The sequence below is a fragment of the Amycolatopsis sp. NPDC102389 genome, assembly GCF_044765885.1.
Taxonomy (GTDB): domain Bacteria; phylum Actinomycetota; class Actinomycetes; order Mycobacteriales; family Pseudonocardiaceae; genus Amycolatopsis.
The window spans coordinates 22,053-38,746 of sequence record NZ_JBIWKX010000071.1; the positions used below are offsets into that span (position 1 = coordinate 22,053).

The 16,694-nt window shown below is 69.3% G+C and carries 13 protein-coding genes; 4 read left to right on the top strand and 9 right to left on the bottom strand.

The features are described 5' to 3' along the window. The 8 genes from ACIRGA_RS35925 to ACIRGA_RS35960 all read right to left on the bottom strand — a co-directional run bounded on the left by ACIRGA_RS35925 (position 1) and on the right by ACIRGA_RS35960 (position 12,578). Positions 1-2,280, bottom strand: coding sequence for a glycosyl hydrolase family 95 catalytic domain-containing protein (locus ACIRGA_RS35925; protein WP_400950084.1), 2,280 nt, complete (start codon positions 2,278-2,280; stop codon positions 1-3). 165 nt (positions 2,281-2,445) lie between these two features. Continuing rightward, a complete protein-coding gene (locus ACIRGA_RS35930) occupies positions 2,446-3,075 on the bottom strand; it encodes a hypothetical protein (protein WP_400950113.1) in 630 nt (209 codons plus the stop codon). Between the two features lie 486 nt (positions 3,076-3,561). Then, positions 3,562-4,893, bottom strand: a complete 1,332-nt coding sequence (locus ACIRGA_RS35935; protein ID WP_400950086.1) for a M1 family metallopeptidase — start codon at positions 4,891-4,893, stop codon at positions 3,562-3,564. 21 nt (positions 4,894-4,914) lie between these two features. Further along, positions 4,915-8,817, bottom strand: coding sequence for a Pls/PosA family non-ribosomal peptide synthetase (locus ACIRGA_RS35940; RefSeq protein ID WP_400950089.1), 3,903 nt, complete (start codon positions 8,815-8,817; stop codon positions 4,915-4,917). A gap of 246 nt (positions 8,818-9,063) precedes the next feature. Beyond that, positions 9,064-10,533 carry a ribosome biogenesis GTPase Der gene (der, locus tag ACIRGA_RS35945; RefSeq protein ID WP_038511586.1) on the bottom strand — a complete coding sequence of 490 codons (1,470 nt, stop codon included), beginning with the start codon at positions 10,531-10,533 and terminating at the stop codon, positions 9,064-9,066. A gap of 4 nt (positions 10,534-10,537) precedes the next feature. Further along, complete coding sequence (locus tag ACIRGA_RS35950) at positions 10,538-11,206, bottom strand: lysophospholipid acyltransferase family protein (protein WP_400950093.1); 669 nt, start codon at positions 11,204-11,206, stop codon at positions 10,538-10,540. Beyond that, positions 11,203-11,907: a (d)CMP kinase gene (gene cmk, locus ACIRGA_RS35955; RefSeq protein ID WP_400950116.1), complete on the bottom strand. Its 705-nt coding sequence runs from the start codon at positions 11,905-11,907 to the stop codon at positions 11,203-11,205. The genes ACIRGA_RS35950 and cmk overlap by 4 nt, the downstream gene beginning before the upstream one ends. 92 nt (positions 11,908-11,999) lie before the next feature. After that, a complete protein-coding gene (locus ACIRGA_RS35960; RefSeq protein ID WP_400950096.1) occupies positions 12,000-12,578 on the bottom strand; it encodes a TetR/AcrR family transcriptional regulator in 579 nt (192 codons plus the stop codon). A 91-nt stretch (positions 12,579-12,669) separates the two neighbouring features. Between ACIRGA_RS35960 and ACIRGA_RS35965 the strand changes: the two genes are divergently transcribed. From ACIRGA_RS35965 to ACIRGA_RS35975, 3 genes are read left to right on the top strand one after another with little or no spacing between them, the layout of a single operon-like run. Then, the gene (locus ACIRGA_RS35965; protein ID WP_400950098.1) at positions 12,670-13,062 is read left to right on the top strand and encodes a DUF4267 domain-containing protein; all 393 of its coding nucleotides are present in this window, start codon (positions 12,670-12,672) and stop codon (positions 13,060-13,062) included. 15 nt (positions 13,063-13,077) lie between these two features. Beyond that, on the top strand, positions 13,078-13,560 hold the full coding sequence (locus tag ACIRGA_RS35970) for a cation:proton antiporter regulatory subunit (protein WP_400950101.1): 483 nt from the start codon (positions 13,078-13,080) through the stop codon (positions 13,558-13,560). A 6-nt stretch (positions 13,561-13,566) separates the two neighbouring features. After that, entirely contained in the window at positions 13,567-14,763 is a 1,197-nt protein-coding gene (locus ACIRGA_RS35975; RefSeq protein WP_400950104.1) for a cation:proton antiporter, read from the top strand. Positions 14,764-14,827: 64 nt separating this feature from the next. Here ACIRGA_RS35975 and ACIRGA_RS35980 read toward each other — a convergent pair whose 3' ends face one another. Continuing rightward, positions 14,828-15,457: a TetR/AcrR family transcriptional regulator gene (locus ACIRGA_RS35980; protein WP_400950107.1), complete on the bottom strand. Its 630-nt coding sequence runs from the start codon at positions 15,455-15,457 to the stop codon at positions 14,828-14,830. Between the two features lie 69 nt (positions 15,458-15,526). Between ACIRGA_RS35980 and ACIRGA_RS35985 the strand changes: the two genes are divergently transcribed. Then, positions 15,527-16,360: a class I SAM-dependent methyltransferase gene (locus tag ACIRGA_RS35985; protein ID WP_400950110.1), complete on the top strand. Its 834-nt coding sequence runs from the start codon at positions 15,527-15,529 to the stop codon at positions 16,358-16,360. Positions 16,361-16,694: the final 334 nt, after the last annotated feature.

Genomic DNA, 16,694 nt, shown 5'->3' on the forward strand with positions numbered 1-16,694 from the left:
TCAAACCCCCCATGCCGGTGTTCCACGGTCGCCAGGGACGTCCCGTGGTTCCAGTGCCGGACGTGCGCCGCGCCGCGTGACGACGGCGGTCCCGCCGCGGCCGAGCGGGACCGAGATCGTGCCAGGACCCTCGTGCCGCCACGGCAGCCGCCGTCCACGCGCGTCGCGGACCTCGATGTCGCCAGGGATCCCGTGTCGCAGCGTGAGCGGCTCCCCCGCCTCGCTGTGGACGCGGATCCATTCGGTCGCCCCGTTCCGGCGGGAAGCGTCCACGAGGAACGCGCCTTCCGCGCGCAGGCTCTCGAACGACGCGTCCGGCCATGCCGACGAGACCGACGGGAAGACCTTGAGCACGCCGTGGTCCCCTTGCAGGAGCATGTCCACAACGGACTGCGCGGCGGTGATGGGACTCTCGATCGCGAGGTTCGCGCCCTCGCGGTACATCGTGTTCGGCGTCAGCTGGGTGTCGGCCACGACGGTGCCGTCGAGGAAGATCTTCAGGTAGCGCAGAGCTTCCTCCGGCGCGTCCATCACGGAGCTCATCGACGACGCCGCCGCGAAGCTGTAGCCGTGCCATTTCTCCTGCGCGCTCGACCAATGCGCGAAGGTGCGGCGCATGATGTCCCGGTCGCCGGGACGATCCCAGAGCTTTTCCCGCAGCGGATAGAGCCAGAGCAGATGCGAGAAATGCCGATGCGATTCGGCCAGTGGGACGCCGTCGCCGATCAGCACGCCCTGGGCGGGATCCTGGTGGTATGGCACCAGTTTCTCGCCGATCTCCCGCCACGCCGGCACGCGCGGATCGTCGATCCGCAGCTTGGCCGCCGATTCGACGAGGGTACGCGCGGCCCAGCGGATCAACGACAGGTCGTAGGTGCAGTCGGCCGCGTCGGCGTATTCGGGCGACCTCGTCATCGGCAGATGCAGGGCACCGTCCGGGCCGGTGGCGAGGAAGTGCCGGTAGTAGTTGAGCGCCTTGGCCAGCGTCGGATACAGGACGTCACGGAGGACGCGGACGTCCATGCTGTGCCGGTACGCGAGCCAGACGTTGTGCAGGCCCCAGATCAGGTTGCCGGTCTGGTCGTTCTTGGTGGCGGGCCCGGGTATCCCGACCGCACGGGTGCCGCCGGGCCGCAGCCGCCAGTCCCCCGGATGCGAAAGCGCGTACGTCTCGCCGTCCCGGTACGCGGGAGGCACCGAGAGTTCGAGGTTGGCGTGGTCGCGGCGGAAGGTCTCGGTGACGGCGTCGAGTTCGGAATGGTTGCTGCTGTTGACGATCGGGTACGTGACCTGGACGTTGAGGTTCCACCACACCGCCGTCCAGCTGTTGCCGACCTCCGGAAACCAAGGCCCCCATTCGGCGACGACCGGGCCGTTCGCGCGGGTGGCGCAGGCGGTCTTGTACAGCTGGATCCAGTAGAACCGCTGGATCCGTTTGTCCGGAATGGACACGAAACTGCGACGGTAGAAGGCGTTCCACCACCGCCGGTGACCGGCGACGAGCAGGTCCGGAATGGCCGTCGACGCCCGGTTGACCCTGCTGATCGCCTCTGCGGTGTGCGTCGGCTCGGGGAGGCCGTACGCGACCGTCGCCGCCAGGAGCCGTCGCGTGCCGATGGTCCGCTCACGCCACGCCGTCGTGTATCCGCCGCCCGCGTGGAGCGGCTGCTCGCAGTACCGGACGGCGCCCGCACTGGCGAGCTTCGGATCGGGATTGGCGGTGTACTCGGGCGGCTTGCGGATCGTCCGGGTCGTCGCCGACTTGAGCGGCGTGAACCCCCACTCCGCGGCCGCCTCCCCGGTGAGCGAGACGAGGAGGAGGTCCTGGTCGTTGTGGACCAGCGCGGAGAACCGCACCGAGCCGCGGGTGGTGGTGATCGTGCCGCCGAGTTCGGCGTTGTACAGGTCGAGGTGCCAGTCCACCGCCGTGATCGCGCCCGCGAAGGTGAGGGTGAGGTAGCCGATCGGGAGCCGCGAGTACCCGATACCCGCTTCCCACTGCCCGCGCTGGTCCTGGACCCGGGAATGGCTGAGCATCACCTTGAGGACGTTCGGCTGCGCCCCGGCGTAGAACTGCACGCCGAGGAAGCCGTTGGCGAGGAACGGACCCTCTTGCCAGCCCTGCGGCAGGCGCTTCCAGACCATGCGCGCGTCGTCGACGATCCGGCGATGGACGTCTTGTCCGGCGACCGCCGGCGGCGCCCCCTGAGCCCAGAGCCCACCGAGCGCGGCCGCCCCGGCCGCGACCCTCAGCATCGATCGTCTGGACAGCTCGGCCATGAGTCGCCTCCAGATTCATACTACGTTTACCGCAGATCAAGTCCTGGCGACCGGCATGTTTCCAGAAATAGTCCGGCTTTGGCCACCCCCTTCACTCGCGCAGCCGTACAGACATCCGATGTCTCGTCGGACAATTCACCTGTCGTTGAGCAAAGCCGCTCCGGTTCATGCCGCGCGACGCAGCCGGGCCTCGGCTGCCCAGTACGCCGCTCGAAGCTCCTTGGCGACCTCCTCGGGCTCTGATCGAAGGCGGCTCGGCAGGGTCTGCAGTACGGCGATCCCCGCCGCGGCGTACCTGGCGTTTCTGTCCAAGGTCTTGGCGTAGTCCTCCTTCCCGAAATGGAAGTCGTAGGAGTCGATCTCCCAAACGAGCCGGACCTCCTTGAAGTAGCCATCGGGGGTTCCGATGTAGCGACCGGCGACGTCCCGCAATTCGTGGTTCCACAACGGCTCCGGAAGCCCGGTCCGCCGCCAGACGGCCATCGCGTCGACCTCGGCCACCGACCGCGCCCCTCGCACTACGTCGCGCAGCACTTCGCGAGGCAACGCGCTGCCTCGATCACTACCCGCTTCGAGTTCCCTGCTGAGGACTTGGGGATTCAGCCTTCCTCGCTGAACGGCTTCGGTCAGCAAAGCCCGGACCGGGTCTCGCGCGCTGAACCGGCGGCATTGATCAAGGACCGCCCGGACGAGGGGCGCCATCGCCACCCCGTCCACTACGGCCGGCCGGGGCATGCGCGTGGTCCGCTCCACGATCACGTAACCCGTGCTGCTGATCTGACGAGCGGAAGGCACCAACAGGTGGACTCGATCGGCCTCGCCGCTCGGCCCTCGCAAACCCAGAAGGCGGCAGGCCTGGATGCCGGTGACGATCGCTTCCGGCCCACCGTAGAGAAGGGCGCCATCAATCGCCTGCCGACGGGTCGGCCGTCCCGAACCGAGCAACAACACTCCTGGGAGCAACCGCTGCCACGGCCCGCCCGGCCGGCAACGCCGATAGCAGGTCCTCTTCGAGACACCGAATTCCACGAGTCTCGCGACGGTGATCACCCCGTCGCGGCTCAACTTGTATAGGGCCTCGTGATCGCGAGCCCATTCGCCGGATCGCACCACACGATCATCGACGGCGCCGGTAGGCCCCCGCCAGCACCGATGTCGCCCGTTGTGGACAACTCGCCACACCAGCCCCACTGTGGATAACTCGGCCATGCCCCCAATGTGGCATTGGGGACATCCAGCGTCCCCAATGCCACATTGGGCGCACTCGACGACCGAGCGGCGTCAGGGAAGCGGAGGCAGCGCCGCAGCGTCCAGCCAAGCCTCGAAGAACCCACCCAGCGACCGCCCGGCGAAGCGTTCAGCGAGCGCCACAAACCCAGCGGTGGTCACCAAACCGTGCCGGTTCTCCATCGCCCAAGCCTTCACCAGCGGGAAGAACACCTCGTCGCCGACCGTACAACGCAAGGCGTGCAACAGAAGGCCGCCGCGTTTGTACACCCGCTCGTCGAACATCCGTGCCACGCCGGGGTCGGCGAGACGCAGGTCCGCGGGCTTCGCCTTCATCCGCGCGTGCCAGGTCTTCGCCCACGTCTGCGCGCTCTGTCCGCCGGATTCCTCGGACCAGAGCCATTCCGCGTACGTCGCGAAGCCTTCGTTCAGCCAGATGTGCCGCCAGTCGGCGACGGTCAGGCTGTTGCCGAACCACTGATGCGCCAGTTCGTGCACGACGAGCCGTTCATGGGTGCGCCGCCCGTCGACGTGGTTGGCGCCGAAGATCGACATGCCCTGCGCTTCGATCGGGTCGTCGAGGTCGTCGTCGGTGACGACGATGACATACTCGCCGAAGGGGTACGGCCCGAACATCCGTTGCAGCGACTCCATGATCTGGCCCTGCCGCCCGAAATCGCGCGCGAAGGCCCGGCGCAGGCGCGGTGGCACGGCGGCCCGCTGCGGAACGCCGCCGGACGCCAGCACGATGTCGTCGTACCGTCCGATTTGGACACTCATCAGGTAGGTCGGTGTCGGCTCGGGCCGTTCGAAGACCCACTGGGTGGTGCTCGCGCGCGTGTACCGGGAAACGAGATTCCCGGTGACGGCCACGAGATACGGCGACGACGTCGTCAGCGCGACCCGGTAGGTCGCCTTGTCCGCCGGATGGTCGTTGCACGGGAACCACGACGGCGCCCCGACCGGCTGGCTCGCGACGAGTGAGCCGTCGGTCAGTTCGTCCCAGCCGATGTCGCCCCACAGCCCTGGAAGCGGCCGCGGATTGCCGACGTAATAAACCTCGGCCCGGAACTCACTCCCGGCCGGCAGCGACTTCGCCGGCTTCACCTGCAGCTTGTGCGCGCGGCGGGTGTACTTGGCCGGTTTCCCGTTGACCAGCACCCGGTTGATCCGGAACTCGCCGAAGTCGAGTGTGAACCGTGACAACGCCTGCGTCGCCTCCGCGGTGATGGCCGCGGAGGCCGACAGCCGGTTGGGGCCGATCTTGTAGTCCAGCTCCAGATCGTAGTGCCGGACCCGGTAACCGCCGTTACCGTGCTGGGGCAGATAGGAGTCGCCGGAGGTGTCCGCGCCGGGCGAGGGCTGCGCGAAGGCCTTCGAAATCACCCTGCGAAGAACCCCGCTTCCCTACTTCGTCCAGGCCGAGATGGGATTACCCAGCCAGCGCGAGTCGGCGGGAACCGCGTCGCCCCGGGTCACCAAGGAGCCCGGTCCGACGGTCGTCCGCGCGCCGATGCTCGCACCAGGCAGCACGATACCGTGCGGCCCGAGCGTCGCTCCCTCGTCCAGGGTCACCGGCGACATCGTCATGATCCGGTCGTGGAACAGATGCGTCTGCACGACACAGCCGCGGTTGATCGTCGCGCCGTCGCCGAGGGTCACCAGGTCGGACTCGGGCAGCCAATACGTCTCCAGCCACACGCCGCGACCGATCTTGACGCCCATGGTCCGCAGCCACGCCGGCAGCAGCGGTGTGCCGCCGAGCGAACCGATCAGCCACGGCACGGCGAGCGCCTCGACGAAGGTGTCGGCGAGTTCGTTGCGCCAGACGAACGAGCTCCACAAGGGATGGTCGACCGCGCGGAACCGGCCCACGAGCAGCCACTTCATCGCGGTGGCGGTCAGCGCGGCGACGGCACCGGCGGCGAGCAGCAGCGGCCCGCCGAGCAGCACCGCGACCAGGAAGCCGTACGACGACGCCAGCGCGAAGATCCCGGCGGCCACCAGCACGGTCAGCGCGACGCCGCACATCACCGGCACGATGCGGCAGAGTTCGACGAGCGCGCGGGCCGCCTTCAACCGCAGCGGCGGCGTGAAGGTGCGGCTCGTGTCGGCCTCGCCGACCGACCGGCGGACCGGCAGCGGCGGCATCCCGAGGTACGAGGAGCCCTTCTTCGCCTTGAGCGGGGCCGACGACAGCACCCCGACCAGACCGCGTTTCGGCACCGAACGTCCCGGCGCGGCCATCCCCGAGTTGCCGAGGAACGCCTGCTTGCCGATGCGCGCCGGCGCGACGTGCAGCCAGCCGTGGCCGAGTTCGTAGGTGGCGACCATGGTGTCGTCCGCGAGGAACGCGCCACTGTCCACCTGGGTCATCTTCGGCAGCGCGAGGACGGTGGACGCCTCGACGTTCCGGCCGACCTTCGCCCCGAGCATCCGGAGCCACACCGGGGTGAACAGGCTGGCGTACAAGGGGAACAGCCCTTCACGCGCCATGCCCATCAGCCGTTCGGTCGCCCAGACCTGCCACGCGACACGGCCGTGCACCGGGTGGTACCCCTCGACCATGCCGATGCTCAGCGAACGGACACCGACGAGCACGAGCAGGGCGTAGGACAGGAAGTACGCGATGGTCGCGAGCGGCGTGAACAGCAGTGCCTGGCCGAGCGCGGCGCTCAGCGACGAAGCACCGGTGATCGCGTAGCCCAGCACGGCGACGGCGGGCAGAGCGGCAGCGGCGGGCAGCAGGCCCAGGGCGACCGAAGTCGCGCCGTAGACCGAAGCCCAGAACCGCGACCGCGGCGGGCGGCTGGACGGCCACTTCAGCGAGTCCTTGGCGGCACGAGCCGCGGGGGCACCGGCCCAGCGCTGCCCGGCGGGCACGTTGCCGCGGACGGTCGAGCCGGCCGCGATCTCCGCGCCCTTGCCGATCCGCGCGCCGGGGAACAGCGTGCTGCGCGCGCCGATCCGCGCGTCGGCGCCGATCCGGATCTTGCCGATGTGCACGAGGTCGCCGTCCACCCAGTGCCCGGTCAGATCGACCTCGGGTTCGATGGCGGCACCGCGGCCGAGTTTCAGCATGCCGGTGACCGGCGGCGGCGAGTGCAGGTCGACGTCCTTGGCGATCCGCGCGCCGAGAGCCTTGGCGTACGTCGTCATCCAGGACGCACCCGCGACACTGTCCGCGCCGCTGAACTCGGCGAGCTTCTCGGCCGTCCACAGTCGCAAGTGGACACTCCCACCGCGCGGGTAGCTGCCGGGACGGACCCCGCGCAACAGCAGCCGGGAACCGGTCGCCGAGATCGCGATCCGGCCCGCGGGGCTGAACAGCGCGACCCACGCGACGGCGATCCACACCCAGCTCAGCGTCGGCGCCCAGGCGAAACCGGCCAGCGACAGCACGTTCGACAGCGTCGCGGCGATGGTCGTCCAGCGCAGGCCGACCAGGCCCATCAGCGGGATCATCAGCAGCGACTGGATGATCCCGGCCTTGCGCGGGGTGGGCGCGATGTCGCGGCGTTCGGTCTTCTCACCGCTGAGCGCGTCCAGCAGCGACGCGAGCGCGCCGAGCTTCGGGTTGGCGTAGATGTCGCTCACCGACACCTGCGGGTGCCGGGTCCGGATGCGCGCGATCAGCTGCGCGGCCGTCAGGCTTCCGCCGCCGTTGGTGAAGAAGTCGGCCTTCGGGTTGTCGACGGAGACACCCAGGATCTCGGCCCAGCCTTCGGCGAGCCAGCTCTCCGTCGGCGACAGACCGGATTTGGCGGCGTCCACAGTGGACAGCGGCCACGGCAGCGCGTTGCGGTCGACCTTGCCGGAGGTACGGGTCGGCAGGTCGTCGACCAGCGCCAGCAGCGGGACGAGCGCCGCGGGCAGCTGCTCGCGCAGCCGGGTCGCGGCCTCGTCGTGGTCGAACTTCACGCCTTCGGCGGGCACGACGTACCCGACGAGCACCTGATTGCCCGCCTTGGTCCGGCGGATCGCGGCGGCGGCGCCCTGCACCCCGGGCAGCGCCTGGAGGGCAGCGTCGACCTCGCCGAGCTCGATCCGGCGGCCGCCGAGTTTCACCTGCTCGTCGAGACGGCCGAGGAACAGCAGACCCTCGGCTTCGGCGCGGACCATGTCACCGCTGCGGTACGCGCGGCGCCAGCCCAGCGAAGGCAGCGGCGCGAACTTCTCGGCGTCCTTCTCCGGGTCCAGGTAACGGGCCAGGCCGACGCCGCCGATGACCAGCTCGCCGGTCTCCCCCATCGCGACCGGTTCGCCCGCCTCGTTCACGACGGCGAGCTGCCAGCCCGCCAGCGGCAGGCCGATGCGGACCGGGCCCTCGCCGGTCATCTGCGCGGCGCAGGCGACGACGGTGGCCTCGGTCGGGCCGTAGGTGTTCCAGACTTCGCGGCCCTCGACGGCGACGCGTTCGGCCAGCTCCGGCGGGCAGGCCTCGCCGCCGAAGATCAGCAGGCGGACGTCTTCGAGCGCGTCGGCGGGCCACAGCGCGGCCAGCGTCGGCACGGTCGAGACGACGGTGATGCCCTGCGCGACCAGCCACGGGCCGAGGTCGACACCGGTCCGCACCAGCGAACGCGGCGCCGGGACCAGGCAGGCGCCGTAGCGCCAGGCGAGCCACATCTCTTCGCAGGACGCGTCGAACGCGACGGACAGGCCGGCGAGCACGCGGTCGCCGGGGCCGATCGGCTCCTCCGTGAGGAACAGCTGAGCTTCGGCGTCGACGAATGCGGCGGCCGAAGCGTGCGAGACCGCGACGCCCTTCGGCTTCCCTGTCGAACCGGAGGTGAAGATGATCCAGGCGTCGTCGACCGGCGCGGGGCCGCCTTCGACACCGCCCGGCGAGCCGACGACGGTGATCACGCCGCCATCGGAGACGACGGCGGCGACGTCGGCCTCGCCGAAGACCAGCTCGGCGCGCTCGTCCGGGTCGTCCGCGTCGACCGGCACGTAGGCGGCGCCGACGGACAGGACGGCGAGGATCGCGACATAGAGCTCGGCGGTACCGGAGGAGATCCGGACGCCGACCCGGTCGCCGACGCCGACACCGTTGGCGGTCAGCTTGCGGCCGTAGGCGTCGATCTCCTCGACGAGCTTGCGGTAGGACAGCGTGGTCTCGCCGTCGTCGATCGCGCCCGCGTTGGGGTGGCGGGCGGCGGTCTCGGCGAGGATGTCGATCAGGGTGCGCTCACCGGCACCGAGGCCGGACCAGAACAGGGCGCGGTCGGCGACCGGAGCGGGCGACGGGGTCACGGTGACGTCGGCGACGCACGCGATGGGCCGGGAGTCGGCGGTCAGGGTCATCGGGAGGTCACCACGGGCACGGCAGAAGCATGGGCGCGCAAGCCCATCACACACCTTTCGCGAAGTGCGTCATTCGGGCTCGCTCTCCGAATGAGGCGCCCGCTAGCAGACCAATGACTTTACCGCAGGTGAACGACATATCTCGGGAGGGTCTCGGCAGAGTGTCGAAACTCACCGGTGGACACGCCGAAACCCGAGGTCAACGGCGTGTCCACGCAGTGAAATATTCACCTACATCGTGGGAAATCAGCGGGTCTTCGGTTTACCCGCCGCTTTTCCGCCCGCCTTGGGCCTTTGCTTCTTTTCGCGGACGCGGACATTCACCCGGACGGGGGTGCCTTCGAATCCGAAGCGCTCACGGAACTTCCGTTCGATGAAGCGCCGGTAACCCGCCTCGAGGAAGCCGGTGGTGAACAGGACCAGCGTGGGCGGCCGGATGCCCGCCTGGGTCGCGAACAGCACCTTCGGCTGCTTGCCGCCGCGCACCGGCGGCGGGGTCGCGGCGATGAGGTCGGCCAGCCAGCCGTTCAGCTGACCGGTGGGAACCCGCTGGTCCCAGGACTTCAACGCGGTCCTCAGCGCGGGCGCGAGCTTGCGCACCGACCGGCCGGTGAGCGCCGAGATGTTGACCTTGTCCGCCCACGGCACCCGCACCAGGCCGCGGTCCAGTTCGCGCACCATGGCGTGACGGCGGTCCTCGTCGACGAGGTCCCACTTGTTGAAGGCGAGCACACAGGCGCGGCCCGCCTCGACGACCATGGTCAGCACCCGCAGGTCCTGCTCCGAAAGCGGTTCGGCGGCGTCCAGCAGCACGATCGCGACCTCGGCCGCGTCGATCGCGGTCTTGGTCCGCAGCGACGCGTAGTACTCCGCGCCGTTGGCCGAGTTGACCCGCTTGCGCAGGCCCGCCGTGTCGACGAACCGCCAGGTCTCGCCGTCCAGCTCGACCAGCGAGTCGACCGGGTCGACGGTGGTGCCGGCGACCGAGTCCACGACGGACCGTTCCTCGCCGGAGAGCTTGTTCAGCAGGCTGGACTTGCCCACGTTCGGCTTGCCGACCAGCGCGACGCGGCGCGGGCCGGTGGTGGCGCGGTCGCCGTCGCGCGGCATCGACGGCAGCGCCTTGACGATGGCGTCGAGCAGGTCGCCCGAGCTGCGCCCGTGCAGCGCGCTGACCGGGTACGGCTCGCCGAGGCCGAGCGACCACAGCGACGCGGTGTCGGCGAGCAGGCGGTCGTCGTCGACCTTGTTGGCGGCGAGCAGAACCGGCTTCTTCGAGCGGCGCAAAACCTTGGAGACGGCCTCGTCGGTGGCCGTCGCGCCGACGCTGGCGTCGATGACCAGCAGCACCGCGTCGGCGGTGGCCATCGCCATCTCGGCCTGCGCGGCGACGGAGGCCTGCAGCCCGGTCGCGTCCGGCTCCCAGCCGCCCGTGTCCACCAGCGTGAACCGGCGGCCCGCCCAGAACGCGTCGTAGGCGACGCGGTCCCTGGTCACGCCGGGGACGTCCTGCACGACCGCCTCGCGGCGGCCGAGGATGCGGTTCACGAGGGTCGACTTGCCCACGTTCGGCCTGCCGACGACGGCGAGGACCGGTTGCGCGAGCTGCGCTTCCTCCTCGGCCTCGCCCGCGGCGATCTGCGCGTCCAGCGCGGTGAATTCGGACTCGTCGGACCAGGAGCCGTCGATCTCGCCGACTCCGTCTAGCTCTGTCATGTACTCAATCCTGTCGCGTGTCTTGGAGCCCGTGCTCCAAGCGCCATTCGTCCAGTGCCTTCACGAGGTCCGCGAGCGCGATGCGAAGCCGCTCGGTTCCCTCCTCCAGCCCTGTCCTTCCCTTCCCGATCGCGGGAGTGAAAGGTTCGCCGACCATGATGTCGACGCGTGGCCGCCAACGCCTCTTGGCGCCGGCGGGTTTGTACGTCCCCCGAGTGGCGACCGGAACCACGGTCGCGTTCCCGGCGCGGACCAGGAAGGCCGCGCCGCGCTCGAAGTTTTCGGCGTCACCGAGGCCGCGGGTGCCTTCGGGGAAGATCCCCACCGCACCGCCGTCCTCGAGCACCTTGACCGCCATCATCAGCGGCTTGCGGTCCACCGCACCCCGTTTCACCGGGATCTGGCCCAGCTTCGGGAAGAACCAGCCGACGAAACCCTTGAAGAGTTCCGCCTTGACCAGGAACGCGGTGCGCCGCGAGAACATTCCGAACAGCAGCGCGGGTTCCGCCATCGAGCTGTGGTTGGCCATGAACACCACCGGCCCGGACGCCGGTACCCGCTCGGCACCGTGGACCCGGACCCGGAAAGCGGGCCGGACGATGAACTTCGAGATCCCCCGGCCGAAGGTGTGGATCGGGTCGCTCGCGCCTTCGGGCAGTCCCTTCGCGCTCACCTGGCGGCCTCGGCGGGGCAGCCTTCGAGGAGACCGCGGTGCAGCGCGAGTTCCGCCAGCGCGACGATGACCTGGTCGATGTTGAGCGCCGAAGTGTCGACCTCGACGGCGTCTTCGGCCGCGCGCAGGGGCGAAGCCGCCCGCGTGGAGTCCAGGCGGTCACGGCGTTCCACCGCCGCTTTGGCGACGTCCACTGTGGACTCCCGGCCGGCGGCGGAGTCCTGCGCGCTGCGGCGTGCGGCGCGGACCTCGGCCGAAGCGGTGAGGAAGATCTTGAGCGGGGCGTCCGGTGAGACGACGGTGCCGATGTCGCGGCCTTCGACCACGATGCCGCCGACCCGGCCGAGCACCTCGGCGATGATCTCGCGCTGCCGGGCGACCAGCAGTTCGCGGACCGCGGGGACGGCCGATACCGGCGACACCGCGGTGGTGACATCCGCGCCGCGGATCTCGGCGGCGACGTCTTCACCCGCCAGGGTCACGGTCGCTTCCTCCGGGCTGGTCCCGATGCCGAATTCGGCCTTTCGGGCGACGTCGGCGATCGCGTCCGCGTCGGTCAGGTCGGTCGCGGCGCGCAAAACGGCGAGGGTCACCATGCGGTACATCGCGCCGGTGTCGAGGTAACCGGCGCCGAGCTTCGTCGCGAGCTTCCGCGAGACCGTGGATTTCCCGGTTCCGGACGGGCCGTCCATCGCGACCACACCACGCAGGGCTCCCGCCACCGAAACACTCCTCAGCTCATCCGTCGCTCATCTGATCGACCACCATTCTGCCTGGTGGCGCGCGACACGCCTCAGCCGCCCACGGCGAACCGGTCGACGAGCATGCCGATGCGTTCCGCGCGCGCTTCCGCCGGGAGCCGCCGGCTGCGTTCGAGGGTGACCAGGCCGTGCAGGGCGGCCCAGAAGGTCTCGGTGTAAAGGGCGGGGTCGTGTTCGCCCGCCACCGGGCCCACGGTCTCGAGCAGGGCGCCGAACGCGTCCTTCAACGGCGCGGGACTGTCCGGACTGGCGAAGCTCAGCTCACTGGCGAGGGTGCAGATCGCGTCGTAGAGCGCGGGCTTGCGATCGGCGAAGTCGAAGTAGTTCTGAGCCAGCCGCCACAGCGCGCCACGCGAGTCCTCCGCGGTCCCGGCCCCTTTCCGCATGTCCACGGCCATTTCGGCGCAGCCCTCCAGCGCGGCGGCCGCCATGATCGCCCCCTTGCCGGAGAAATGGCTGTAGAGCACCGGCTGGCTGTACTCGATCTTCGCCGCCAGCCGCCGGGTGGTGACCGCGTCCCAGCCTTCTTCTTCGGCGATCTCGCGCGCGGTGGTGACGATCAGCTGTTCGCGTTGCGAGCGGTCGCGCTCGCGCCGGGGGTTCGTGACCATACGAAGATGCTAGCACCGCTAGACAAGCTAGCAGTGCTAGCGCTAGTCTCGGCGTCGTTCCTAGCACTGCTAGCTTTTGGAGTCGGAGACCATGACCCGAATCAAGATCGCCTACATCCTGTCCGCCGCCCTCGTGCTCTTCGTCCTGTACTTCGGTAGTGGTTACGTGTTCTTCCCGGCGACCCAGACGGGCGGCTTCGGTTTGCCGGTGATGCCGTCCGAAGGTGACCCGATCCTCGCGGTCAAGGGCGTCCGGGACATCGGCGCGGCACTTGTGGTGCTCGCGCTGATCCTGTTCCGCAACGCCCGCGCGCTGGGCTGGGCGATGCTCGCGACGGCGTTCATCCCGTTCGGCGACATGCTGATCGTGCTGACCCACGACGGATCCGTGGGCGCCGCGCTCGGCATCCATGGCGCGACCTGCGCCTTGATGGTCGTGATCTCGGCGTTGTTCCTGATCCGTCCCGCGCAAAACGGACAGTGAGTTACTGTTGTTCACGTGAACGTCGAAGTGACCCCGCTCCCCGGAATAGGCGTCCGCAAGGACTTCGCCACCCGCAACGGCCGCCGCGTCGGTGTGGTGACCCATCGCGATGGACACGTCGAGCTGATCTTGTCCAAAACGGACGATCCCGACGCCTGCCTGGCCTCACTTCCGCTCACCACCGACGAGGCGGGCGCGCTGGCGAACCTGCTCGGCGCGCCCCAGCTGGTCGCCCAGCTCACCGAGGAGCACAGGGACCTGCCCGGCATCAACACCAAGCAGCTGCCGATCAAATCGTCGTCGCCGTTCGACGGGCGGACGCTGGGCGACACCGCGATGCGCACGCGGACGAGCGTGTCGGTGGTCGCGGTGATGCGAGCCGGGCAGGTCCATCCCTCCCCCAACCCGGACTTCAATCTCACCGCGGGCGACGTGCTCGTCGCGGTCGGCACCTCCGAGGGTCTCGAGGCCGCCGTCAAGATCTTGAAGTACGGCTGATCGCGGATGGATCACACCGCACTGTCCTTGATCGAACTCGGGGCGGTCTTCTTCGGGCTGGGCGCGTTGGGACGCCTCGCCGGGAAGATCGGGATGTCCCCCATCCCGCTGTACCTGATCGGTGGCCTGTGTTTCGGGCAGGGCGGGCTGATCCCGCTCGGCGACATCGGCGACTTCACCCACCTCGCCAGCGAGATCGGTGTCGTCCTGCTGCTGCTCCTGCTGGGCCTGGAGTACTCGGCGGCCGAGCTGTTCACCGGGCTGAAACGCTCGTGGGTGGCGGGCCTCGTGGACATCGTGCTGAACGCCGCGCCGGGTGCGATCGTCGCGCTCATCCTCGGCTGGGGACCGATCGGCGCGATCGTCATGGCGGGCGTCACCTACATCTCGTCGTCCGGGATCATCGCGAAGGTGCTCGGCGACCTCGGCAGGCTCGGTAACCGGGAAACCCCGGTGGTGCTGTCGATCCTGGTGTTCGAGGACCTGGTGATGGCGCTGTACCTGCCGATCCTCACCGCGGTACTCGGCGGGGTGAGCTTCCTCGGCGGGATGAAGGCCGTCGGGATCTCGCTGATGGTCATCACGGTGGTCCTGGTGATCGCGCTGAAGTTCGGCCGGTACGTCTCCGCGGCGGTGGACAGCCCCGATCGCGAGGTGTTCCTCCTCAAGGTCCTCGGCGCGGCGCTGCTGGTCGCCGGCGTCGCTTCGGCGATGCAGGTTTCGGCCGCGGTCGGCGCGTTCCTGCTCGGCATCGCGATCTCGGGCTCGACGGCGGAGAACGCGACGCACATGCTCGAACCGCTGCGGGACCTCTTCGCCGCCGTGTTCTTCGTCGTGTTCGGGCTCAACACCAACCCCGCGTCGATCCCGCCCGTGCTCGGCTGGGCGGTCGTCCTCGCGGTCGCGACCACGCTCACGAAGGTCGGCACCGGCTGGTGGGCCGCGCGACGGCAAGGCATCGGGAAGATGGGCCGGGCGCGTGCCGGAGCCGCGCTGGTCGCCCGAGGCGAGTTCTCGATCGTCATCGCCGGGCTGGCCGTGGCGGCGGGCGCGGTGACCGGCGAACTCGCCGCCCTCGCGACGGCGTACGTGCTCCTGATGGCGATCCTCGGCCCGACGGCCGCGCGGATCGTCGAACCGGTGGCGCGGGCACTGCAGCGCAAGCCCTTCGGCTCGAAGACCCCGGCTTCCCAGACCGGCTGACACGCGCTATGAACGGTCCGTTCCTTGCGAATTCTGCAAAGAACGGACCGTTCATGGCATCCACCTAGCCGCGCTCGAGCAACTGCGCGGCCAGCGCGTCCTCCACCCAGCGCTCCCAGACGTCCAGCGGCCAAGCGCGGTCACGGGTGAGGATCAGGAACATCTCCGGGCTGAGGAGCGCGTAGAGGACGTCCGCCGCCCTGTCGACGTCGAGATCGGTGACAGCGCCCGGTTTCCCCATCAAGGCCTTCGCCGCCGCCGTGTGCACGGCGTGGCGCGGATCCTCCTGATCCGGCCACAGTTCCCGCAGCTCGGGGTGCGCCGCGGTCGCGGTGCGAACCATGTCGGTGACGGCGGCGACGCGTTCGAGCACGGCCCGGCTGCCGGTGACGAGCGCGGTCAGCGCCGCGCGCGCGTCCGGCGCGTCCGTCACCCGCGCGAACCACGGCCGCTCCATCGTCGCCAGTGGACCGTCGTCGCCGGCGATCGCGACGTCGACCAGTTCCTTCAGCAGCGTCGGCTTGTTGCGGAAGGTGAAGTAGATGGTCTGGACCGCCACCCCCGCCCGATCCGCGACCTGCTGAAGCGTGGTCGCGCCGTAGCCGTCGGCGAGGAAGAGCTCCGTGGCGGCCGTGATGATCCGCCGCCGGGTTTCCGCCGCCCGTTCGGATCGGGCGCCCTTGACACCACTCATGACTGGAGTCTATCTCTAGAGTCAACCACTAGAGTTCAACTCTAGTAACGATGGGGATGAGGTGCCGGGATGACGGCGATCGTCAATCAGCAACAGGCCGAAGCGTGGAACGGCTGGGAGGGCAAGCTCTGGGCGGATCGCCCGGATCGCTACAACGGGATGATGGAGGCCTTCGACGCGCCGCTCTTCGACGCGGCGGACATCCGCGACGGTCACGCCGTCCTGGACGTGGGCTGCGGCGCCGGGCTCACCACCCGGCTCGCCGCGAAGAAAGCAGGAAGCGGGCACGCGCTGGGCATCGACCTTTCGGCGCCACAGCTGGAAAGGGCCCGCCTGGACGCGGCGGCCGAGGAAATCACCAACATCGCGTTCGAGCGGGGAGACGCGCAGGTGCACCCGTTCGACGGGCCCGGCTTCGACGTCGTCATCAGCCGCGGTGGCGTGATGTTCTTCGCCGACCTGGTCGCGGCGTTCACGCATCTCCGCGAAGCGATGGCGCCGGCCGGGCGACTGGCCTTCGTGGGACCGCGAGCAGGCGACGTCGACAGTGCCTACACCCGCGCGACGGCGGCGCTCGCGCCCTATCTCCGCGAGCCCTCCCCCGCCGCACGCGGGATGGGTTCGCTGCTGACGCCCGAGCGGATCACCGAAGTGCTCACGGCGGCGGGCTTCCGTGACATCGACATCCGGCCGGTGGACGCGGACATGGGCTTCGGAGCGGACGCCGGCGACGCGACGGACTTCGTCTTCTCGATGGCCCCGATCCAGCACAACCTGCGGAACGTGGACGCGGCCTCCATCGCCCGACTCCGCGACCAGGTCCGCGACGCACTCGGCGAGTTCGAGACCCCGCAGGGCGTGCGGATCCCCGGTGGCGTCTGGGTCGTGACCGCCGAACGTTGACGCCATGAACGGTCCGTTCCTGGCGAAACCTAGGCGGCGTCCTGTAAGTCCTGTTGGCGGTTTCGGCACGCTCCGGCCACGCGACCACTTGCGGAAAGCCGCCACTCCGCCCACTGTCCACAAGGTCCCTCCCCGAAGGATGCTGCCCGATTAGCCCGATTTGAGTGGCTTCACAAAGGGGTCGGGGCGATAAGGTTTTCCATGGGGTCGTGAGTGGCAAGTGTCGTTATTTGAGGGGTAAGGCAAACGTGGCATGGTCGGTGCGGGTGGGTCGTGAGTGGCGTTTCGGGTTTTTGGTGGTTAAAAAAAAAACCAAAAAAAACAACCCCAAAAA